The sequence below is a fragment of the Lysobacter sp. BMK333-48F3 genome, from assembly GCF_019733395.1.
Lineage (GTDB): Bacteria > Pseudomonadota > Gammaproteobacteria > Xanthomonadales > Xanthomonadaceae > Lysobacter.
Map to the genome: position 1 here is coordinate 3,767,813 of NZ_JAIHOO010000001.1, position 20,916 is coordinate 3,788,728.

Consider the following 20,916-nt stretch of genomic DNA (forward strand, 5'->3'; position numbering starts at 1 on the left):
CTTGAACGCCTCCCAGGCGGCCGCCGGAGCGGTCGGGGAGCCCACGCCGCGAGCGGCGAACTCGGTTCGCAGCCGTTCGAGTTCGGCGTTGAATGCGTATGGCACGGATCCCCCGATGATCGATGCGGAGCGAATCCGCGGATTCTGTTGCCGAGCGGCAGGGGCGTCAATCGGTGAGGCGCGGCGCTGGCGTCGACGGTGTAGGTGGAGGTGGTAGAGGTAGCCAGCGGCCGCCGCGGCGGCACGGGGAGCCAGGCTTTGGCGAACCCGGCGCCGGTTGCGTGGCTGGCTCGACGCCGCATGCGTGCTGATGCAAACATGCGCACAGATCTGCAAGGAGGCTACGTCATGGGACAAGGGCTATGGTCGCGCGGCTAGGTTGCCCACCGGCGGCATGCCGTCCAGTGGCGGCTGCGAACGCTGTCGGGCGGATCGCGCTCGCGCCGTGGATGTCGCCATGAAGACCGCGCACAAGTTCCTGATCTCGCTGGCGGCGCTGCCGCTGTCGGTGCTGCTGGTGCGCTTCACCGGCCATGGCGCTTGGCTGCTGGGCGGAGTGGTCGCGCTGATCGCGACGATTCTGTACGGATCGGACCTGCACGCGCAGGCGTTGCGGGCGACCGATGCCAAACGCTGGTCGGTGCGCCGCTTCGTCCTGGAACTGCCGCGGTTCGTCCTGGCCGCGGTCTGCATGGCGATCGGGCTGACCTGCTTGGGCTGGCTGGGCTGGACGGTCTGGCAGCCGCAGTCCGTCGCGTTGAAGCAAGCCTTGGTCATGGCCGGGCTGGCGCTGCTGATGCTCGGCGGCGGCGCGGCCTTGTTTCTCGAAGGCTTGCGCGGGCCGCCGCCGCAGGTGCGCGACTGGTTTTCGGTCCGGTTCGACGAACACGAAGTGCATATCGTCGCGCGCCCGCCGGGCGAGGCGCCCTTCGAGGGGAGCTTCGCCTGGGACGCGATCGAGCGGGTGATCTTCGAAGATGGAGGGATCTACCGCAGCGATGTGTTCCACGTATTCGTCCGCGGCGGCGAGCGCGCGTTCGCGATCCTGACCGAAGGCGAGGGCGGGTCGGAGTTCTGCGGCGCCTTGTGCGAACGCGGCCACTTTCCGCCGGAGATTTTCTTCCAGGCGATGGGCTCGACCGACGGCGGGGTGTATGTGTGGCCGCCGCTGGAGCCGGACGGGAAGTCCTGACGGTCGCGTCGAGCCGCGACAGGCCGGCAGTCCGTCGGGCGGTCCCGACTAGATCGCCGGCTCGGGCTCGGCGACGGCGTTGCGGTCGGCGTGCGCCTGCGCGTCGGTGGGCGCGAACACATAGCCCAGATCGGTGCGGCCGTGCACCAGCCGGATCGAGGCGTTGGGCGGGTTCTTTTCCTGCTCGAACCACTCGTAGGGATGGTGCAGCCATTGCATCAGGAAGGCGCGGATGGTGACTCCGTGGCTGACCACCACGATCTGGTCGATGCCGTTGCGGTCGTAATCGCGCTGGAAGGTGCCGAAGGCCTGGTGCACGCGGATGGCGACGTCGAAGCGGCTTTCGCCCAGCGGCATGCGCGCCCAGAAGCGGCCTTCGAACTCGACCTGTTTGTCGAAATGCGCCGATTCGCGCGGAAACTGCAGCGGCAGTTGATCCTCGGGGATGCCGTCGAACAGGCCGAATTGCTGTTCGACCAGGTTGACGTGTTCGCGCCGGTCGAAGGCGAATTTGCCGCGGTGCTCTTCGCCTGCCGCCGCGGCGACGGTTTCGACGCCGCGGATCACCTCGTCGGCGGTCTGACGGGTGCGGGTATACGGCGAGACCCAGAACCGGGTGCGGGTCTGCGCCGTGTTGCGTTCGAGGAAATGGCGGCCAAGCCATTCGCCGGCGGCGTAGGCCTGGGCGCGTCCGGCGTCGGTCAAGGGAATGGCGTGATCGGCCAGTTCCAGGTGTTTGCGTTTGTCGACGTTGCCGGCCGACTCGCCGTGGCGGATGAAGATCAACGAAAGCGGGGTCATGCGGCGTCGGCTCCCTGGACATTGGCGCGCGCGTTCCTGCGCGGCTCGACGGCGACGATAGCGGTCGGCGAACGAGCGGACAACGCGGAAGCGGAAGTGCATCGAAGCACTCCGCTCCCCTGGCACGGCGGCGAGTACCGCGATCACCCGGCGGAGGTAGCAGGGGCGGGAGCTAGACGACCGATTACAGATCGCTACATTTGTACTCTAGACGACCGGTCTAATCGGGTCTAAAGTGCGTCCCATGAACACCGCTCAGGTCCAACACGACGTCCGCCAGCACATCCTGGATGTCGCCCACCCCTTGCTGCTGCGCAAGGGCTTCACCGCGGTCGGGCTGGCCGAGGTGCTGGCCGCGGCGCAGGTGCCGAAGGGCTCGTTCTACCACTACTTCGGCTCCAAGGAGGCCTTCGGCGAGGCGGTGCTGGAGGCCTATTTCAACGAGTACCTGGGCCGGATGGACGACCTGCTAACCCAGCCGGGCACGGCGGCGCAAAGGCTGTTGGCCTATTTCTACGACTGGCTGGATTCGCAGACCGGCGACGAGGCGCAGAGCCGCTGCCTGGTGGTCAAGCTGGGCGCGGAAGTCTGCGACTTGTCGGAGACCATGCGCGCGGCGCTGGCGCGCGGCACCGGCGGCATCGTCGAGCGCTTGGCGCGCTGCGTCGAAGCCGGGCGGGCCGACGGTTCGCTGGCCGAAGCCGTCGGCGACGCACGCACTATCGGCGCCACCCTTTATCAGAACTGGCTCGGCGCGAGCCTGCTGGCCAAGATCACCCACGACCGCGCACCGCTGGATACCGCCCTGATCGGTACCCGGCAGCTGCTCGGTCTGCGTCTTTACACCTGATCCACCGAGCCGGGCGGGGCGATCGTGTCCCGCCTTTTTGTAACTGCGTTCTAGACGACCGGTCTAATCGGTCGTGAATCGACCTCTCCAAAACCGGCGCCGGCCCCTGCCTCAGGGTGCCGGCGCTCCTCTCACCCAAGCGTTCAAGGCCCACACCCATGCCGCAAACCGACACCGTCAACCGCCGCATCGTCCTGGCTTCGCGCCCCAGCGGCCTGCCCGGCGCGCAGAACTTCCGTCTCGAACAGGCCGAGGTGCCGACGCCCGGCCCCGGCCAGGTGCTGCTGCGCACCGAGTACCTGTCGTTGGACCCGTACATGCGCAATCTGATGGAAGAAATCGGCCCGACCTACGCGCCGTCGGTGCCGCTGGGCCAGCCCATGGTCGGCGGCACCATCGCCCGGGTCGTCGCGTCCGAGCATCCGCAGTTCCGCGTCGGCGAACGGGTACTGGCCAACGGCGGCTGGCAGGACTACGCCCTGTCCGACGGCCAGGACCTGCTCGCGCTCGGCGACGACGCCCGGCCCTCGCTGTCGCTGGGCGGCCTGGGCATGCCCGGCTTCACCGCCTATGTCGGCCTGCTCGACATCGGCCAGCCCAAGCCCGGCGAAACCGTGGTGGTGGCCGCGGCGACCGGCGCGGTCGGCTCCGCGGTCGGCCAGATCGCCAAGCTCAAGGGCGCGCGCGTGGTGGGCATCGCCGGCGGCGCCGACAAGTGCCGCTACGCGGTCGAGGAGCTCGGCTTCGACGTCTGCATCGACCGCCGCGACCCGCAGTTCGCCCAGCGCCTGGCCGAAGCCTGCGCCGACGGCATCGACGTGTACTTCGAAAACGTCGGCGGCGCGGTGCTCGACGCGGTGGTGCCGCTGTTGAACATCGGCGCGCGGGTGCCGGTGTGCGGGCACATCGCCGACTACAACAATCGGACCCTGCCGGACGGCCCCAACCGTCTGCCGGCGCTGATCGCGGCGGTGCTGCAAAAGCGCATCCGCATGCAGGGTTTCATCATCTTCGACCACTACGCCGAACGCTTCGAGACGTTCCGCCGCGAGATGGGCGAGTGGGTCGCCAGCGGCCGGATCAAGCTGCGCGAAGACCGCGTCGACGGCCTGGAGAATGCGCCCGAGGCCTTCATCGGCCTGCTGCAGGGCGGCAACTTCGGCAAGCTGGTGGTCAGCGTCGGCGAAAGGTGAGGTTTGGGGTGTTCGAACCGCTTCCTTAGGGCGGCGATTTCGGATTGATGCTTTTGCGGTTTGTGCGGGCAAAGGCAAAGGCAAATCCCCCCTGGCCCCCCTTTTTCAAAGGGGGGAACGACAGGATGGCCACGAATGTTCGCTTGGGCGTGCGCTGATTGCGATCAGCGCACGATGGTCAGCGGGGTCTGCGCATGCGCCAGCACTTTGCCGGCGATCGAGCCCAGGAACAGGGTCTTGAGCGCACCGCGGCCGTGCGAGCCCATCACGATCAGGTCGCAGCGTTCGTTCTTGGCGAACTTGAGGATGGTCGAGGCCGGCTCGCCGATCGGCAGGTGCTCCTCGAACTCCAGTTGCGCGCGTTTGAGCGTCGCCCGCGCGCGCTGGGTCGCGGCGCGGCCGTTCTCGGCGTGGTAGCGCACCGCGCCGTCCGCGCCCAGGTGGATGGCGACGCTGCGCAGCAGGGGCTCGTCGACGTACAGCAGGTGCAGTTCCGGCGGCTGCGCCAGTTCGCCGGCGAGGCGAATGGCGTAGCGCACGGCGCGCAAGGCGATCTCGCTGCCGTCGACGGCGATCAGGATGCGCATGCGGGCTCCGGCGGCGTAGGAATTCGCTCCAGCATCCGCCTGCGCCGGCGGCGGATGTTGATCGCGGTCAAGCAATCGGCCGATCGCTTGCGACGTCGGTTCAAAAGCGCGCAGCCCACAGCGCGGCCATGCCGAGCATGGCCGGCCACAGCCAGGCCGGGTGCAGGGCGGCGCGGCCCAGCGCGTGCCGCGGGCGCAAGCCGACGCCGTGGACGAAGCTCGCGCAGATCAGCAGCATCAACGGGCTCAGCAGGCCGTGCCCGGCGGCGGTCATCTCGCCGCCGCGCATCGCCGGCAGGAACAGCAGCGCCAGCGACAGCGCCGACGCCAGCAGCAGCGACACCGCCCGCGCCATCAGGGGCCGTCCTCCAGCGCCTCGCGCCGGCCGCGTTCGTCTTCTTCGTGCAGTTCGAACCACATCGCGTTGAGCACGCCGAAACAGCAGGCCAGGGCCAGGCCGAGGATCCAGGCGAAGTACCACATCAGTAGGCTCCTTGGGATTCGTCTTGCGATTCGACGTGGGCGCGGGTCACGGTGCCGCGCATGACCCGGAACGCCCAGGTCGTATAGGCCAGGATCAGCGGCAGGAAGATCGCCGCGGCGACCAGCATGATGCCGAGCGTGCGCTGGCTGGAGGACGCATCCCACACGGTCAGGCCGTGGCCGGGATGGGTGGAGGAGGGCAGCAGGAACGGGAACAGCGACAGTCCCGCAGTGAGGATGACCCCGGCCACCGCGGCGCCGCTGGCGACGAAGGCCAGCCCGCGCCGGCGGCACAGCAACACCGTCGCCAGCATCAGCAACACAAGCACGGGTACCGCGATCATCCACGGATGCAGGCTGTAGTTGGCCAGCCAGCCGCCGACGACCGATATCGCGTGCTTGGCCAAGGGGTCCGAGGCGCCGTGGGTGCGCACCGCGCCGACCAGGGCCGAAGCCGGAATCCAGCGCAGCCACAGGCCGGCGCCGGCGAAACCGAGCGCGGCCACGGCCGCGGCGATGCGGGCGATACGGCGCGCGCGCTGGCCGACCGGGTCTTCGATCTTCATCGCCGCGAAGCTGGCGCCGTGCATGACCAGCATCGCCAGGCTGACCACGCCGCAGAGCATGGCGAAGGGATGGAACAGGCCGAGGAAGCTGCCCTCGAACACCGGCAACAACTCCGGGGTGAAGCGCAACGGGATGCCGAGGAACAGATTGCCGAACGCGACCCCGAACACCAGCGACGGCACCGCGCCGGCGATGGTCAGGGCCCAGTCCCAGGCGCCGCGCCAGCGCGCCTGCGGCAGGCGGTTGCGGAAGGCGAAGCCGACCGGACGCAGGATCAGCGCCACCAGCAACAGCAGCATGGCGAAGTAGAACGCCGAGAACGAAGCGGCGTAGAGCAGCGGCCAGGCCGCGAACACGGCGCCGCCGCCGAGGATGAACCAGACCTGGTTGCCTTCCCAGTTCGGTTCGATCGCTTCCAACGCCATGCGCCGCTCGACGTCGTCGCGGCCGATCAGGCGCAGGATCGCGCCCAGGCCCAGGTCGTAGCCGTCGGTGACGGCGAAGCCGATCAGCAGCACGCCGAGCAGCGCCCACCAGATCACGCGCAGCAGTTCGTAGTCGATCACGGGACGCTCCTTTCGGCGGCAAGGCGGGGCTCGGCGGGCGCCGGCGTGGCCGGCCAGAACTTCATCCGGTCGGGCCCGGAACGGATCGCGCGCAGCATCAGCATCACGTCGACCACGGCCAGGCCGGTGTAGAGCACGACGAAGCCGATCAGGCTGGCGATGACCTGGGTGGAGTTGGTCGCCGACACGCCGAGGAAGGTCGGCAGCACGCCGTCGATGGCCCAGGGCTGGCGGCCGACCTCGGCGACGATCCAGCCCAATTCGGCGGCGACCCACGGCAGCGGCAGGCTGTACAGCGCCACGCGCAGGAACAGCCGGTTGTCGAGCTTGCGCCGCGCCGCCAGCCAGAACGCCCAGCCGAACAGCAGGATGAAGAAGAAGCCCAGGCCGACCATGATCCGGAACGACCAGAACAGCACCGGCACGTTCGGCACCGTGCTCCAGGCCGCGCGATCGATGATCGCCTCGTCGGCGCTGGCCGGATCGCGGGTGTAGCGCAGGGTCAGCAGGCCGAAGCCGAGGTCGTCGCGCAAGGCCATGAACGCGGCGGCTTTCTGCGGATCGTCGCGGTCGGCGCGCAGTTCGCGCAGCGCGGCGTAGGCGGCGATGCCGCGGCGGATGCGCTCGCGGTTGTGCTCGACCAGGTCGTGGATGCCGGCCACCTCCTGGTCCAGCGAGCGGGTCGCGATCAGGCCCAAGGCCCAGGGAATGCGCACCGCGTGCTCGGTCTCGCGCTTGTCCATGTCCGGCAGGCCGAACACGGTGAACGCGGCCGGCGCCGGGTGGGTGCGCCACTCGGCCTCGATCGCGGCGACCTTCATCTTCTGGTTCTCGGACGCGGTGTAGCCGCTCTCGTCGCCGAGCACCGCCACCGACAGCGCCGAGGCCAGGCCGAAGCTGGCCGCGACCACGATCGAGCGGCGCGCGATCTCGACGTTGCGCCCGCGCAGCAGGTACCAGGCGCTGATCGAAAGCACGAACATCGCCCCGGTGACGTAGCCGGCGCTGACGGTGTGGACGAACTTGGCCTGGGCGACCGGGTTGAACACCACCGCGGCGAAGTCGGTGACCTCCATGCGCATGGTCTGGAAGTTGAATTCGGCGCCGACCGGGTTCTGCATCCAGCCGTTGGCGATCAGGATCCACAGCGCCGACAGGTTGGCGCCGAGCGCGGTCAGCCAGGTCACGATCAGATGCTGCAGCTTGCTGAGCCGGTCCCAGCCGAAGAAGAACAGGCCGACGAAGGTGCTCTCCAGGAAGAACGCCATCAGCCCCTCGATCGCCAGCGGCGCGCCGAAGATGTCGCCGACGTAGTGCGAGTAATAGGCCCAGTTGGTGCCGAACTGGAACTCCATGGTGATGCCGGTGGCCACGCCCATGGCGAAGTTGATCCCGAACAGCACGCCCCAGTAGCGGGTCATCTGCTTCCAGATGGCGCGCCCGGTCATCACGTACACGCTTTCCATGATCGCCATGATCAGGGCCAGACCGATGGTCAGCGGAACGAACAGGAAGTGATAGAGCGCGGTCAGCGCGAATTGCAGTCGCGACAGGTCGACGACGTGTAGGTCCGGCATGGCGGGTCACCTTGTGGGAAGCAGGCGCCGGTCGATCGCCGCATCGTCGATCTGCGGGCGGTTCGAAGGCGAGAAGAACAACAGGTACAGCGCGGTCAGCAGGGCCAGCTTGAGCGCGATGGTCAGGGCGATGCGGCGCAACAAGCCGCGCCGCCAGTGCGCCGGCGTGGCTGGCGACGCGGTGCGGTGCCGGCTCATCGGTCGCGCCGCCGGCTCGCGCACGCAGTGCGAAGACCAAGGCAAGCGGGCGGGAAGAGAGGGCGCATTACCGGCTCCGGCGGAATCCGGGCGCCAGTAGGCATTCGCGGCGTGTCGGCGGTCTTGATCCAGATCAAGCGCGGCGGGCGAGCCTGCGTTGCGCCGCCGCGGAGGACACCAGGTCGCGGCCGATCGCGGCGCGGCTTGATCCAGGTCAATACGCGCCGGCGCGAACGGCGTGCAATGGCGGGCAAAGGTCCGCAAGGGCGGAGGACGCGATGCTCAAGGATCTGGTGGTGCCGATGACCCGCAGCGCCGGCGATGCCGACGCGCTGAATCTGGCCTTGAGCTTGGCCTCGGCGCACGGCGCCCGGGTCGAGGTGCTGGAGTTGGTCGACCTGCCGTTGCCGCTGGCGCATCCGTTCGGGCTGATGCCGGACATGACCACCGACGCGGCCAACGAGAAGCTGCGCGCCGACGGCGAGCGCCGGGCCCAGGCCCTGCGCCAGCGCCTGGCCGGCGAGCCGGTCGATACCGAGGTGCGGCTGGTCGATGCCCTGTACGTCGAGGCGCCGCGGATGGCGGCGCTGCACGCGTACTACGCCGACCTGGCGGTGCTGGCCGGCGCGCTCGGCGACACCCGCGAGGCCGCGCTGTCGCACGCGTTCTTCGTCGCCCTGTTGCTCGAATCCGGGCGCCCGGTGCTGGTGGTTCCGCCGCGCTGCAAGGCGCAGACGCCGCCGCGGCGCGCGGTGGTGGCCTGGCAGCCGACCCGCGAAGCCACGCGTGCGCTGCACGATGCGATGCCGCTGCTGCTCGGCACCGAAGCGGTCGACGTGGTGGTGGTCGATACCGGCAACGGCCGCGTGGCCAAGGAGTCCGGCGCGCAGATCGCGGCCCATCTCGGCCGTCACGGCATACACGCCGAACTGGTGCTGCGCGAGGCGCGCGGGGCGACGGTGGCCTCGGTCCTGCTCGATCACGTCGGCCAGGTCCATGCGCAATTGCTGGTGGCGGGCGGCTACGGCCATTCGCGCCTGCGCGAATGGGCCCTGGGCGGGGTCACCCGCGAACTGTCGATGAGCGCGGCGGTGCCGGTCTTCTATGGCCATTGACGAGCGCGGCCCGCATTCGCTGCGGGCCTTGCTGCGGCCGGCGGCCGACCCGCCGATGCGCGATCCGCAACGCACCCGCGAGCAGGCCGCGCAGGCCTTGCGCCGTGCGGGCGAGGCGATCGACGAATTGCGCGCGCAGGCGGCGTCCGATCCGGCGCCGGAGACGCGCCTGCGCAATCAACAGCTGCGCGTGTTGACCCGGCAGCTGAGCCATCGCTATCACTGGCTGGCCGAACTGCACCGTAGCCTGGCCGCCGGCGACGACGCCGAACTGGCGCGCGCCTGGAGCCGCTTCTTCGCCTGCTACGACGACTTCCTCGAGGCCTTGCGCCAGGCGCGCACCGAATTGGACGAGCGCGCGCAGCCGGCGCCCGCGCCGCCCTCGGACCGCCGCGCGCCGGACGACGGTGAGGGTTGAACCGGCGGCGTCGGCTTCAGCCGCAGCCGCTGCACAGCCGGTCCTCGCAATCGCCGCGGGCGATTTCCACCGGCGCGTCGATCCAGGGTTGCATCGCCGCGGCCAGCGCGCGTTGCGCGCTCAGCGCGGCCTCGGGCGACAACGCCGGGCGGCCGCCGCGCGCGCGATGCGCGGCCAGGCCGATGCTGGCGTTGTTGGCCAGCAAGGCCAGGCAGGGCTGGACCGAGATCCGGGTCAGGCGGCGGTGACGGCGATGGCGCCGCAGAGGCTCGGCCAACTGCGGCGGCAAGGCGCGATCGCGCCAATGCGCCGCCAGCGCGCCGTCGGCGTCGTCCCCGCCGGGGCCGCGTTCCTGCGCCAGTTGCAGCGCGCCCTCGAGCACGGCGTAGGCGAGGGTGCGGGCGATCGCGGCGGCGGCGAGTTGCGCCTCGCGGCCGCGGTAGTCCAGGCCCAGCGCGGCCAGGGCGTCGGCCAGGCCCATGACGCCTATCGCCAGTTCCGCGGCGCCGACGCTGGCATGTTCGCCTTCGCACAGGCTTAGCGCGTCGTCGAGCAGCCGCACGCTCAGGCTCGCCGCGGCGGCGAAGCCGGCATGGTCGAAGCGCGCGGTGGCGCTGCGCGGCGCCAGGACGAAAGCGCCCAGATTGAGGCAGGCCTGCGGTTCGGGCAGGGCGGCGGGCAGGCGACCGGTGCCGGCGTGGCGCAACAGGCGCTCGTCGGGCAGCAATTGCCAGCGACTGAATACCTCGATGTAGCGCCGGCGCCAGAGCTCGCCCCGCGCGCCGTCGTTCGCCGCCAGCGCGCCGGCGACCCGCTGCCAGGTCGCGTCGATGGTGCGGTCGCGCAACAGGTCGCCGCTGCGCCAGCGGAAACTGGCGTCCCAGACGTCGACCGCGTGCGGGTCGGTGAAGCGCGTGGGCGTGCTCAAGCGATGGACCGGGGCAGGCTGGCGGAGACGATCCACTATGCGACGGGCGCACCGCCCGGCATTGACGCCGGTCAATCCGGGGCGCTGCGTGGGCGCTAGGGAAGCGGCCGGCGCGGGTACCGTTACAAACCGTTACCGGCGGTTACCGCGGCCACATCGTGCGTCGGCCGCGCGCGCCTACCCTGGCGCCATCCCCATCGCAGGAACGCCGCCATGCTGCTCGAAGCCGTCTCTCCGTCCGCTGTCGGGTTCCAGGCGCCGTCGTTCGCGGCGGCGGCCGTCGCCGGCGGCGATTCGCCGGTGCGCAGCCTGGAACAGTTGCTGCAGGACTGGCCGCTGCAGCGCCGCCGGGTGCACGCCAAGCAATACGTGTTCCGCGCCGGCCAGCCGCGCCAGGCGCTGTATCTGGTGCATGCCGGTTTCTTCAAGACCGCCCTGGTCAGCGACGACGGCCGCGAGAAGATCACCGGTTTCCGCATGCGCGGCGACCTGCTCGGCCTGGATGCGCTGGATCAGCCGGTCTACACCTGCGACGCGGTCGCGTTGGACACCGGCGAGTTGTGGGAGCTGCCGTACGCGCAGTTGCGCGAGCGCCTGCCGCAGTTCCAGGAACGCATCACCGCGATGCTGGCCGGCGAGATCCGCCGCGACTGGAGCTGGATGCTGGCCCTGGGCACGCTGGGCGCGGACCAGCGCGTGGCGGCATTTCTGCTCGACCTGGCCGCGCGCCTGGAAGGCCTGGGTTTCAGCGCCAGCCGGCTGCTGCTGCGGATGACCCGCGCCGAACTCGGCAACTTCCTCTCGTTGACCCTGGAAACGGTGACCCGGGCCTTGTCGCGCCTGCAGGCGCGCGGGCTGATCGCGGTCGACGGGCGCGAGATCCGGATTCTCGAACGCGCCGGCTTGCAGGCGGCGCAGCGCGACCCGGCGCTGTGCCACTGAGCCGCGCGCTTCAGTCGCGCGCGTCTCTGCCGCCGTCGCTGGGGTTCAGCGCGCGGCCGATCGCCGCGGCCAGTTGCTCGCGCCGATACGGCTTGCGCAGCAGCTCGAACGCGCCGGCTTCGGCCGCCGCGGCCGCCGCTTCGGTTTCGTAGCCGGAGGTCAGCACCACCGGCAATTGCGGCCGCAGCGCGCGCGCGGCCAGCGCCAGCTCCTTGCCGTTCATGCCGGCGCCGAGCATGACGTCGCTGAACATCAGCGCGATGCCGTCGCCGATCGCCAACTGCTGCAGCGCCTGCGCCGCGTCGGCCACCGCGATCACCCGATAGCCCGAGGCCTGCAGGAACGACACCGCGATGCCGCGCACCGCCTCGTCGTCCTCGACCACCAGCACGGTTTCGCCCTTGCCGTCGACACGCGCTTCGCCCGGCGCCGGAGGCTCCGCCGCCAGCGCTTCGGCCGCCGGCAGGTACAGCTCGACCTGGGTGCCGTAGCCGAGCGCGCTGTCGATGCGCAGGTGGCCGCCGCTCTGTTTGGCGAAGCCGTACACCATGCTCAGGCCCAGACCGCTGCCGCGGCCGCTTTCCTTGGTGGTGAAGAACGGCTCCATCGCCCGCGCCAGGGTGTCCGGGGTCATGCCGCGGCCGGTGTCGGCGACGCTGATGCGCACGTAACGGCCCGGCGCCAGGTCCACGCCGGCGCGCCCGGCCTCGCCGCGGTCGGTTTCGACCCTGTGCTCGCGCGCCTCGATCGTGATCTCGCCGCCGCGCGGCATCGCATCGCGTGCGTTCAGGGCGAGATTGACCAGGGCCGCGTCGAGCTGAGCCGGGTCGGCATAGGCCGGCGGCAGGTCGTCGTCGCAGTGCAGATACAGGCGCACGCTCTCGCCCAGGGTGCGCTTGAGCATCGACTCGATGTCGCGCAGCAGCGCCGGCGCATCGACCGCGCGCGGACTCAGGCGCTGGCGGCGGGCGAAGGCGAGCAGTTTGCCGGTCAGCTCGGCGCCGCGCCCGACCGAGCGCAGCGCGCTGGCGATCAGTTCGCCGGCCTCGGGCGTGTGCTCGCATTCCAGTTCCAGCAACTGCAGGCTGCCGGACATCACCGTCAGCAGATTGTTGAAGTCGTGGGCGATGCCGCCGGTGAGCTGGCCGATCGCGTCCAGGCGCTGCGAATGCGCCAGTTGCTCCTCGGTGCGGCGGCGCTGGACGAAGGCGGCGATCAGGTTGGCCACCGATTGCAGCAGATGCACCGCATCGTGATCGAACAGGCCCGGTTCGACCGCGATCGCCAGCACCGCGCCGAGCGGACGGCCGCGGTCGAACAGCGGCACCAGCGCGGCGCTGCCGTCGGCCTGGGCGGCGAACGGGAACGCACCGCCCTGGGCGCGATGCTGGCGCAGGTCCTCGACCAGCCAGGGTTCGCCGCGCGCCAGCGCCTGCAGCACCGCCGCGGTGTCGCCGTCGCCGGACGCCTCGCGGTTGAGGCCGATCGCGGCGCGGGTGTCCAGGCTTTGCCGATCGCTGGCGACGAACAGCACCGCCACGGTGGCGGCGCGCAAGGCGCCGGCGAGCAGGGCGGGGACGTGGTCGATGACCCCGGATTCGTCCTGCGCTTCCAGCGCCAGTTGGCCGATGCGCGCGACCAGGGCGTCGTAGCGCGCGCGCACCAGGGCCTGGCGCGCGCGCTGGGTTTCGGAAATGTCGCGGATCGAGGCCAGGTAGCGCAGGTCCTGGCCGTCGCCGATCGGGCTCAGGGCGATCTCGACCGGAAAGCGGGTGCCGTCCAGGCGCATCCCGATCAGGCTCTGGCCGGTGACGCCCATCGGCCGCACGTGCGGGCGCGCCATGTAGTCGTCGCGATGCGCGCGATGGCGCTCGCGCGCGTCGTCGGGCATCAGTTTCTCGATCTCGATCCCGCTCAGGCCGCCGCGCGGATAGCCAAACAGGCGTTCGGCCTGGAGATTGGCCTGGACGATGCGGCCGCGGCCGTCGGCGACGATCAGCGCGTCGGGCACCGCCTCGAACAAACCGGGGAATGAGGCGCTCATCCGCGCCGCACCTCGACCGCGAGCAGGTAGCCGGCGCCGCGCACCGACTTGATCAACTGCGGCGCGGCCGGGTCGGCCTCGATCTTGCGCCGCAGGCGGCCGATGCCGACGTCGATGGCGCGATCGAAGGGACCGGCGTCGCGGCCGTGCACGCGGTTCATCAACTGGTCGCGGCTGAGCACTTCGCGCGGACGCTCGGCCAGGGCGCGCAGCAGTTCGAACTCGCCGGTGGTCAACGCGACTTCCCGGCCGCTGGCGTCGCTGAGCCGGCGTGCCGGCAGGTCCAGCCGGTAACCGCCGAACTCCAGGCACTGCGCGGCGGCGGCCGCCGGCGCGGCCGTGGCCGCGGCGCGGCGCAGCACCGAGCGGATCCGCGCCAGCAGTTCGCGGAAGTCGAACGGCTTGGCGACATAGTCGTCGGCGCCGAGCTCCAGCCCGACCACGCGTTCGACCGCTTCGCCGCGGCCGCTGACCACGATCACCGGGCCGCGCCATTGGCCTTGCAGGTGGCGCAGCAGCGACAGTCCGTCCTCGTCGGGCAGGCCCAGGTCGAGCAGGACCAGATCAACCGAATCGTCGATCGCGGCGCGCGCCTGCGCCGCACTGGCGGCGCTGACGGTGCGGAAGCCGTTGGCCTGCAGGTAGCGGCCCAGCAGCGAGGCGATGTCGGGGTCGTCGTCGACCAGCAGCAGTTTCGGTGCGGGAGCGGATGCGGCGGCAGGATCCATCGGCGGGCTCGCATGGCGGGAAAGCGGCCCGCGAACGGGCGGCGTACGATGCTCAGGATGGTCTCATCGCGCAGCGCCCGCAAGCCGCGCGCGGCTTGCCGACCGACCGCGCAAGACCCGTCGCGACGCCGGTCGGAGAACGCGATCGCCGATCGCGCGGGACTGATCCAGATCAAGCCGCGCCGTGCCCGGATCGCCCAAGCTGGCGTCGTCTCCCACGCGGATAGGCCATGTTCAAGGACATCCTGGTGCCGTTGCTGCTCGGCGACATCCAGCCGCCGGTGCTGCGCACGGCCTGCGCGCTGGCCGAGGCCGGCGGCGGGCAGGTGACGGCCCTGGTCGGGGTCAGCCTGGCCGCACCGGTCGCCGACGCCTGGGACTACTACCCGGCCGGGCTGTACGAAACCATGCGCGAAAGCGCGCTGGCGACCACCGATGCGATCGCCGAGGCGGCCGAGCTGCGCCTGGCCGGCGAAACCGCGCGCTGGTCGGTGCGCAAGAGCGAGTCGTTCTGGCTGACCCCGGGCGAAGTCTGCGTGCAGCACGCGCGCTATGCCGACCTGACCGTGCTCGGCACCGGCCAGCGCGAAGCGCCGGCGCGGCGACGCCTGTTCGCCGCCTTGCTCGGCGGCTCCGGCCGCCCGGTGCTGCTGGTGCCCGAAGACTGGGCCGGCGACGGCCGGGTCGAACATGTGGTGCTGGCGTGGAAGTCCTCGCGCGAGGCGGCGCGCGCGCTGCACGATGCGATGCCGTTGCTGGCGCGGGCGCGCTCGGTCGATCTGCTGATGGTCGATCACGACTTCGAACGCGATTCGCGCGCCGACCCGATGGGGTTCCTGCTCGGCAGCCATCTGCAGCAGCACGGCATTCCGGCCGAACTGGTGCGGCGCAGCGCCGAGCATAGTTCGGTCGGCGAAGTCGTCGCCGCGCATGCGCGCGAATCGGGCGCCGACCTGATCGTGGCCGGCGGCTACAGCCATCCGCGGCTGCTGGAGGACGTGCTCGGCGGCGTCACCCGGCATCTGCTCGAGCATGCGCCGGTGCCGGTGTTGTTTTCGCATTGAGCCGGGCGCGCCGGCGATGAGGCCGGGAACCTTGTCGCACGGTTGGCGTGTTGCCGGTCCCGCGAAGGCCGAATCGAGGACTTCGCCGCGGCATGGCGCTGAGGTCTCTGGATCCCCGCGTTCGCGGGGATGACGGTGGTGGGTTTTGCCGCGGCGACTCATGCCGTCATGCTCGCGAAGCCGCTCATGCCGTCATCCCCGCGAACGCGGGGATCCAGGGCCTCATCGCGACGTTTCCTTCAGTACATCCTCGCGACCGATCCTCAAGGCCCGCTACGCCGCAGCGCCGAACCCGCGAGCAGGGCTCCGAAGCCGACCAGCAAACCGCCGAATACGCGATCCAGCCAGTGCCGCACGCGCAGCAGGCGGGCGCGCACCGCGTCGCCGGACAGGGCCAGCGCGACCAGCGAGAACCACGCGACGTGGGTGGCGGAAACGAAGGCGCCGTAACCGATGCGCTGCGCCAGCGGCGTGTCCGGCTGCACCACCTGCAGGAACAGGCTGACCACGAACACCGTGCACTTGGGGTTGAGCGCGTTGGTCAGGAAGCCGGTGCGCAGCGCGGCGAAGTCCGACAGCGGCGCCGCCGCGGCCGGGCCGGAAACCTCGCCGGCCGGCGCGCGCAGCATCTTCAGGCCCAGCCACAGCAGGTACAGCGCGCCGATCAGCTTCAACGCCGCGTACAGGCGCAGCGACTGCTGGATCACCAGGCCGACGCCGAGCAGGGTATAGGCCACGTGCACCCACACGCCCAGGCCGATGCCGAGCGCGGTCAGCACACCGGCGCGGCGCGACAGCAGCAGACTGTTGCGCGAGACCATGGCGAAGTCCGGCCCGGGGCTGATCACCGCGATCAGGGTAATGGTGAGTACGGCTATCGATTCGTGCATGCCAATGGCCGCGCGGAAGTGAGGATCAGGCGCTAAATTAGGCGGACCGATGCCGGGCCACAAACGATGATTGCTCACACCAATGGTGAGGAAAACTCACGAAATTCGCGTATCGACTTGCCGCCGCTGGGAGCCCTGCGTTGCTTCGAGGCGGCGGCGCGCTGGCAGAGCTTCACCCGCGCCGCGCAGGAACTGCACCTGACCCACGGTGCGATCAGCCGCGCGGTGCGCTCGATCGAGGACGCGCTGGGCGTGGCCTTGTTCGAACGCCGCCATCAGCGGGTGCGGCTGACTCCGGCCGGCGCGCGCCTGTGCGAGGCCGCGGCGAACGCGTTCGACGGCTTGAGCGCGGCGGTGCGCGAACTGCGCGCCGCGGCCGGGCCGCAGCCGTTGCGCCTGTCTTGCGAGCCGACCCTGCTGATGCGCTGGCTGATTCCGCGCCTGGCCGACTTCCAGGCGCAGCATCCCGGCATCGCCCTGCAACTGGTCGCCGGCGGCGGGCCGGTGCCGTTCGGCGAGGTCGACCTGGCGATCCGGCGCAACGATTTCGACCGCGCCGGCGCGCATGCCGAATTCCTGTTCGAAGAACGCATCGGCCCGGTGTGCAGTCCGCGCACGCGCGCGCAATGGCTGACCGCCGGCGCGCGGCCGCGCTTGCGCGCGCAGGCCAGCCTGCTGCATACCGCGACCCGGCCCGGCGCCTGGGACGATTGGGCGCGGGCCAGCGGTGCGCAACTGTCAGGCCGACGCGGCCAGCGCTACGAGCATTTCTACTTCAGTCTGCAGGCGGCCGCGGCCGGCCTGGGTGTGGCGATCGGGCCTTGGCAGGCGGTGCGCGACGACATCGGCGCCGGCCTGCTCGAAGCGCCGTTCGGGTTCGTCGCCGACGGCAGCCGCTACGAATTGCTGTCGCCGCAGCCGCTGCCGCCGCAATCGCCGGCGGCGACGCTGTTGGCCTGGCTGCGCGCGCAGGCCTAGCCGCCGCACAGCGCTTCCGGAGCCTGGCGCAGCCGGGCCACGTCGCGCAGCGGCGGCGCGCCGAACAGGCGGTTGTATTCGCGGCTGAACTGCGACGGGCTGTCGTAGCCGACCGCATAACCGGCGCTGGCGGCGTCGAGCGCGCGGCTCAGCATCAGCTTGCGCGCCTCCTGCAAGCGCAGTTGTTTCTGGTACTGCAAGGGGCTCATCCGGGTCACCGATTTGAAATGCGCGTGCAGGGCCGAGGGGCTCATCCGCGCCTGGGCGGCGATTTCGCCCAGATCGAAGGGCTCGCGGAAGTTGCGCTTGATCCAGCCGATCGCGCGCTGGACCTGGCCCAGGCGGCTGTCGGCCTGGGCGATCTCGCGCAGGCGAGGGCCTTGTTCGCCCTTCATCAGTCGGTACAGGATCTCGTGCTCGATCAGCGGCGCAAGCAGGGCGATGTCGTCGGGCGTGCACAACAGGCGCAGCAGGCGCAGGGCGGCGTCGACCAGTTCCGGTTCCAGTTCGCCGAGCATCAGGCTGGGGCCGGGCGCGGCGGCGGCCGGCGCCGCACCCATCTCCATGCACAGCGCCGCGAGCATGGTCGGGTCGAGGTCCAGGCGCAGGCACAGATAAGGCCGCTCGGGCGTGGCTTCGATCACCTGGCCGACGATGGGCACGTCGACCGATACGGTCAGGTAACGGTTGCGGTCGTACTCGTAGACCCGATCGCCGAGCAGAACGCGCTTGCGCCCCTGCACGACGATGCACACCGCCGGCTCGTGCAGGGCGTGCAGGGCTTCGGTCCGGGCGGCGCTGCGGACCAGCGCCAGGCGCGGGATCGCGGTCGCGTGCACGCCGTCGCCGGCGGCGTTTCGATCAACCAGTTCGGTCAGTTCGGCAAGGGCTGACATCGGCGCTCCGCGGCGGAGACAGGGAAAAACCCGACGAATCCGCGCGGATTCGCCGGCCGGGGGACGCGGCGATGATCCGCCGCGCCGGCCGTGGCTACAAGCCTGGCCGCCACGCTTTGGAGAATCGTGCAAGAACCGCCGGCGATCGTTCTACCGCCGCCGGGGCCAGGGCGGGGACAGTGGCGCCAGGCCGGACGGACCGCGTCCGCCACTTCCCAGGAGTTCCGCCATGTCTTCGATCCAAACCGTTCCGGCGACCCAGGCCAAGACCGTACTGATCACCGGTGCCAGCAGCGGCATCGGCGAGGCCACCGCGCGCCTGCTCGCCGCGCGCGGTGCGCGGGTGGTGATCGGCGCCCGCCGCGGCGAGCGCCTGCAGGCCCTGGCCGCGCAGATCGACGCGGCCGGCGGCCAGGTGCGCCAGCGCGTGCTGGACGTCACCGACGCCGCCGACGTGGCCGCGTTCGCGGCCTATGCGCAGGAGCAGTTCGGCGCCATCGATGTGCTGGTCAACAATGCCGGGGTGATGCCGTTGTCGACCCTGGACGCGCTCAAGCTCGACGAGTGGAACCGGATGATCGACGTCAACATCCGCGGCGTGTTGCACGGCATCGCCGCGGTGCTGCCGGCGATGCGCGAGCAGGGCCACGGCCAGGTCGTCAACGTCGCCTCGCTGGGCGCGCATTACGTGGTGCCGACCGGTGCGGTGTACTGCGCGACCAAGTTCGCGGTGTGGGCGATCTCCGACGGCTTGCGCCAGGAGAACGAGCGGATCCGGGTGACCACGATCTCTCCCGGCGTGGTCGAGTCGGAACTGGCCGACAGCATCAGCGACCCGGCCGCGCGCGAAGGCATGAAGGCGTTCCGCCGCATCGCGATCGGGCCTGACGCGATCGCCCGCGCGATCGCCTTCGCGATCGAGCAGCCGGACGACGTCGACGTCAGCGAAGTGATCGTGCGGCCGACGGCGGGGACGTTCTGAGTTGCCGGAATTGAAGATTCGGGATCGGGGATTGGCCGAGCAGAAGCGCAGGCCGGATCGTCGGTGCCGAACCCTGGTTGTCGAATCGATGCCTGCGGCGGCGGCAGGTGGACCTGCCGCCGCTGCGGTCCGGTGTGCGGCTCAGCGTTGGTCGAACAAGGCGTTGAGCCGGCCGTATTCCATCGCCTCGGCCTGCAGCGGCCGCGAGTCGCCGTCGCGCAGGAAGCCGCCGGCCAGCCCGGCCAGACGCGCGTAGGCCGATTGGGCCAGGTCCGATCCGGCGCTGAGCCGGCGCACGCCCCAGCTTTGCAGCTCGGCGGCCGGCGGCAACGCCGGACGCGCGAGCAGGTTCAACGGCAGGCCGCAGTCGGCGGCGATCGCGCGCACTTCGGCTTCGGCGGTCAGGCCGGGCACGAACAGGCCGTCGGCGCCGGCCTCGCGGTAAAGCGCGGCGCGGGCGAGGGTGGCCTCGACCCGCTCGCCCTGCGCGGCCAGGCCGCGCAGGTACACGTCGGTGCGGGTATTGAGGTACAGCGGCACGCCGAGCCGGGCGGCGGCATTTTTGACGCTTTCGATCTTCGCGCACAGCAGCTCGGGGCTGGCGCCGCCGTCTTCCAGGTTGATCCCGACCGCGCCGATGTCGATCAGCGCGGCGACGGTGTCGGCGACCTGCGCCGGATCGTCGGAGTAGCCGCCTTCGACGTCGACCGACAGCGGGATCCGGATCGCGCGCGCGATGCCGGCGGCGGCATCGATCAGACGCTGCGCCGGCAAGCGATCGCCGTCGGCATAGCCCTGCGCCCAGGCGACGCCGGCGCTGGTGGTGGCCAGGGCCTTGGCGCCGAGGCTTTCGATCAGCCGCGCGCTGCCGGCGTCCCAGCAATTGGCGAGCAGCAGCACGCCGTCGTGATGGAAGCGGTGGAACTGCGCGGCGCGATCGGCGGTAGCGGACATCGGGGGTTTCCTCGGAAAGGGGGCGCAGTATCGGCTGCGCCCAGTGTCGCTTACTTGCCGTTTTCGGACTTCGACGTCGGTGCCAGACGGGTGTCGGCGTCCCAGCGCCGGATCGCGTCCTCGACCGCGTCGACGCCGAGCGCGGCGGCGGCCGGATCGATCTCGCCGAGGGTGTCGTGGGCGCTGTGGATGACCCGCATCACCTTGGCCGTGTCGGCGGTCTTCTCGCGCCGATAGGCGGCCAGGATCAGCGGCACTTCCTCGGCGCCGATCAGCGAGTACGACACCGCCGGCCAGCCGGCCTTGAGGAAGGAACGATGATCGCTGGGCGGATACTGTTCGCCCGGCGCCAGGCTCAGGCCGCCGGCCTGGGCGGCGTCGCGGCTGGCCGCGACCAGCGCGGTGTCGGCTTCTGGGGTCATCATCCACAGCGTCTTGCCCCAGCCGAACACGTCGAAATTGACGTACAGCGCCGGCTTGGCGCGATTCTGGGCGACGTAGGCGGCGGAACCGAGCAGGCCCGCCTCCTCAAGATCCCAGAACGCGACCGCGACGCGATGGCGGGTCAGCGGACGCTGCTTGAAGCGTTCGGCCAGGGCCAGCACGGTCGCGCTGCCGGAGGCGTTGTCGGTGGCGCCGCGGCCTTCGCCGACCCGGTCGAAGTGCGCGCCGAACAGCAGCAGCGGCGCATCGGCCGGACCGGATACGTCGGCCAGCAGATTGGTGCCGCGGCCGTGTTTGCCGGCTTCGAACGTTTGCGCATTCCAGCGCAGGCCGATCGCGTCGAGGCGGCGTTCGATCGCGACGCGGCGACCCTCGCCGGCGTCTGCCTGCGCGATCGCGCCGACGTCGCCGATCCAGCGTTCGGCCGCGGCCGGCGCCGCTTCGCGGGCGAGGGCGGGAACCGCGGCGGTCAGCCACAGCGCGGCGGCGATGGCGGTCACGAGCGAAACGGAGCGGCGT

The 20,916-nt window shown here is 70.8% G+C and carries 23 protein-coding genes; 9 read left to right on the plus strand and 14 right to left on the minus strand.

Features of this window, described 5'->3' with window-relative positions; all coding sequences use genetic code 11:
• Positions 1-457: 457 nt before the first annotated feature.
• Positions 458-1,192, plus strand: coding sequence for a hypothetical protein (locus K4L06_RS16320; RefSeq protein WP_221672403.1), 735 nt, complete (start codon positions 458-460; stop codon positions 1,190-1,192).
• A gap of 48 nt (positions 1,193-1,240) precedes the next feature.
• Here the strand turns inward: K4L06_RS16320 and K4L06_RS16325 are convergent, their stop codons facing one another.
• On the minus strand, positions 1,241-1,993 hold the full coding sequence (locus K4L06_RS16325) for a histidine phosphatase family protein (protein WP_221672404.1): 753 nt from the start codon (positions 1,991-1,993) through the stop codon (positions 1,241-1,243).
• 244 nt (positions 1,994-2,237) lie between these two features.
• Here K4L06_RS16325 and K4L06_RS16330 point away from each other — a divergent pair, with 244 nt between their 5' ends.
• Entirely contained in the window at positions 2,238-2,843 is a 606-nt protein-coding gene (locus K4L06_RS16330; protein ID WP_221672405.1) for a TetR/AcrR family transcriptional regulator, read from the plus strand.
• Between the two features lie 158 nt (positions 2,844-3,001).
• Complete coding sequence (locus K4L06_RS16335; RefSeq protein ID WP_221672406.1) at positions 3,002-4,036, plus strand: NADP-dependent oxidoreductase; 1,035 nt, start codon at positions 3,002-3,004, stop codon at positions 4,034-4,036.
• Between the two features lie 164 nt (positions 4,037-4,200).
• On the opposite strand, the gene K4L06_RS16340 is transcribed toward K4L06_RS16335, so the two are convergent.
• From K4L06_RS16340 to cydP, 6 genes are all read right to left on the minus strand, one after another.
• Entirely contained in the window at positions 4,201-4,623 is a 423-nt protein-coding gene (locus tag K4L06_RS16340; protein WP_221672407.1) for a universal stress protein, read from the minus strand.
• Positions 4,624-4,723: 100 nt separating this feature from the next.
• Entirely contained in the window at positions 4,724-4,978 is a 255-nt protein-coding gene (locus K4L06_RS16345; RefSeq protein ID WP_221672408.1) for a cyd operon YbgE family protein, read from the minus strand.
• The gene (gene cydX / locus K4L06_RS16350) at positions 4,978-5,106 is read right to left on the minus strand and encodes a cytochrome bd-I oxidase subunit CydX (protein WP_221672409.1); all 129 of its coding nucleotides are present in this window, start codon (positions 5,104-5,106) and stop codon (positions 4,978-4,980) included. The genes K4L06_RS16345 and cydX overlap by 1 nt, the downstream gene beginning before the upstream one ends.
• Positions 5,106-6,239 (minus strand): cytochrome d ubiquinol oxidase subunit II, encoded by a 1,134-nt coding sequence (cydB, locus tag K4L06_RS16355; protein ID WP_221672410.1) that lies wholly within the window; start codon positions 6,237-6,239, stop codon positions 5,106-5,108. Before cydB ends, cydX begins: the two co-directional genes overlap by 1 nt.
• On the minus strand, positions 6,236-7,816 hold the full coding sequence (locus K4L06_RS16360; RefSeq protein ID WP_221672411.1) for a cytochrome ubiquinol oxidase subunit I: 1,581 nt from the start codon (positions 7,814-7,816) through the stop codon (positions 6,236-6,238). Before K4L06_RS16360 ends, cydB begins: the two co-directional genes overlap by 4 nt.
• A 6-nt stretch (positions 7,817-7,822) precedes the next feature.
• The gene (cydP, locus tag K4L06_RS16365; RefSeq protein ID WP_221672412.1) at positions 7,823-8,014 is read right to left on the minus strand and encodes a cytochrome oxidase putative small subunit CydP; all 192 of its coding nucleotides are present in this window, start codon (positions 8,012-8,014) and stop codon (positions 7,823-7,825) included.
• Between the two features lie 278 nt (positions 8,015-8,292).
• Here cydP and K4L06_RS16370 point away from each other — a divergent pair, with 278 nt between their 5' ends.
• Both K4L06_RS16370 and K4L06_RS16375 read left to right on the plus strand, forming a co-directional pair.
• A complete protein-coding gene (locus tag K4L06_RS16370; protein WP_221672413.1) occupies positions 8,293-9,129 on the plus strand; it encodes a universal stress protein in 837 nt (278 codons plus the stop codon).
• Positions 9,119-9,547, plus strand: coding sequence for a hypothetical protein (locus tag K4L06_RS16375; protein ID WP_221672414.1), 429 nt, complete (start codon positions 9,119-9,121; stop codon positions 9,545-9,547). Before K4L06_RS16370 ends, K4L06_RS16375 begins: the two co-directional genes overlap by 11 nt.
• A gap of 16 nt (positions 9,548-9,563) precedes the next feature.
• On the opposite strand, the gene K4L06_RS16380 is transcribed toward K4L06_RS16375, so the two are convergent.
• On the minus strand, positions 9,564-10,475 hold the full coding sequence (locus tag K4L06_RS16380) for a hypothetical protein (protein WP_221672415.1): 912 nt from the start codon (positions 10,473-10,475) through the stop codon (positions 9,564-9,566).
• A 213-nt stretch (positions 10,476-10,688) separates the two neighbouring features.
• On the opposite strand from K4L06_RS16380, the gene K4L06_RS16385 reads away from it, so the two are divergent.
• The gene (locus K4L06_RS16385) at positions 10,689-11,417 is read left to right on the plus strand and encodes a helix-turn-helix domain-containing protein (protein WP_221672416.1); all 729 of its coding nucleotides are present in this window, start codon (positions 10,689-10,691) and stop codon (positions 11,415-11,417) included.
• Between the two features lie 10 nt (positions 11,418-11,427).
• Here K4L06_RS16385 and K4L06_RS16390 read toward each other — a convergent pair whose 3' ends face one another.
• On the minus strand, positions 11,428-13,461 hold the full coding sequence (locus K4L06_RS16390; RefSeq protein WP_221672417.1) for a PAS domain S-box protein: 2,034 nt from the start codon (positions 13,459-13,461) through the stop codon (positions 11,428-11,430).
• Positions 13,458-14,189, minus strand: a complete 732-nt coding sequence (locus tag K4L06_RS16395; protein WP_221672418.1) for a response regulator transcription factor — start codon at positions 14,187-14,189, stop codon at positions 13,458-13,460. The genes K4L06_RS16390 and K4L06_RS16395 overlap by 4 nt, the downstream gene beginning before the upstream one ends.
• Positions 14,190-14,419: 230 nt before the next feature.
• On the opposite strand from K4L06_RS16395, the gene K4L06_RS16400 reads away from it, so the two are divergent.
• Positions 14,420-15,253, plus strand: coding sequence for a universal stress protein (locus K4L06_RS16400; RefSeq protein ID WP_221672419.1), 834 nt, complete (start codon positions 14,420-14,422; stop codon positions 15,251-15,253).
• A gap of 263 nt (positions 15,254-15,516) precedes the next feature.
• Here K4L06_RS16400 and K4L06_RS16405 read toward each other — a convergent pair whose 3' ends face one another.
• Complete coding sequence (locus K4L06_RS16405) at positions 15,517-16,143, minus strand: LysE family transporter (RefSeq protein WP_221672420.1); 627 nt, start codon at positions 16,141-16,143, stop codon at positions 15,517-15,519.
• 66 nt (positions 16,144-16,209) lie between these two features.
• On the opposite strand from K4L06_RS16405, the gene K4L06_RS16410 reads away from it, so the two are divergent.
• The gene (locus tag K4L06_RS16410; RefSeq protein WP_221672421.1) at positions 16,210-17,121 is read left to right on the plus strand and encodes a LysR substrate-binding domain-containing protein; all 912 of its coding nucleotides are present in this window, start codon (positions 16,210-16,212) and stop codon (positions 17,119-17,121) included.
• Here the strand turns inward: K4L06_RS16410 and K4L06_RS16415 are convergent.
• Positions 17,118-18,017, minus strand: a complete 900-nt coding sequence (locus K4L06_RS16415) for an AraC family transcriptional regulator (protein WP_221672422.1) — start codon at positions 18,015-18,017, stop codon at positions 17,118-17,120. The genes K4L06_RS16410 and K4L06_RS16415 overlap by 4 nt on opposite strands.
• A gap of 229 nt (positions 18,018-18,246) precedes the next feature.
• On the opposite strand from K4L06_RS16415, the gene K4L06_RS16420 reads away from it, so the two are divergent.
• Positions 18,247-18,999, plus strand: a complete 753-nt coding sequence (locus tag K4L06_RS16420) for an SDR family oxidoreductase (protein WP_221672423.1) — start codon at positions 18,247-18,249, stop codon at positions 18,997-18,999.
• Between the two features lie 141 nt (positions 19,000-19,140).
• On the opposite strand, the gene K4L06_RS16425 is transcribed toward K4L06_RS16420, so the two are convergent.
• Both K4L06_RS16425 and K4L06_RS16430 read right to left on the minus strand, forming a co-directional pair.
• The gene (locus tag K4L06_RS16425) at positions 19,141-19,953 is read right to left on the minus strand and encodes an isocitrate lyase/phosphoenolpyruvate mutase family protein (protein ID WP_221672424.1); all 813 of its coding nucleotides are present in this window, start codon (positions 19,951-19,953) and stop codon (positions 19,141-19,143) included.
• 50 nt (positions 19,954-20,003) lie between these two features.
• Positions 20,004-20,897 (minus strand): M28 family metallopeptidase, encoded by an 894-nt coding sequence (locus K4L06_RS16430; protein ID WP_221672425.1) that lies wholly within the window; start codon positions 20,895-20,897, stop codon positions 20,004-20,006.
• Positions 20,898-20,916 lie beyond the last annotated feature (19 nt).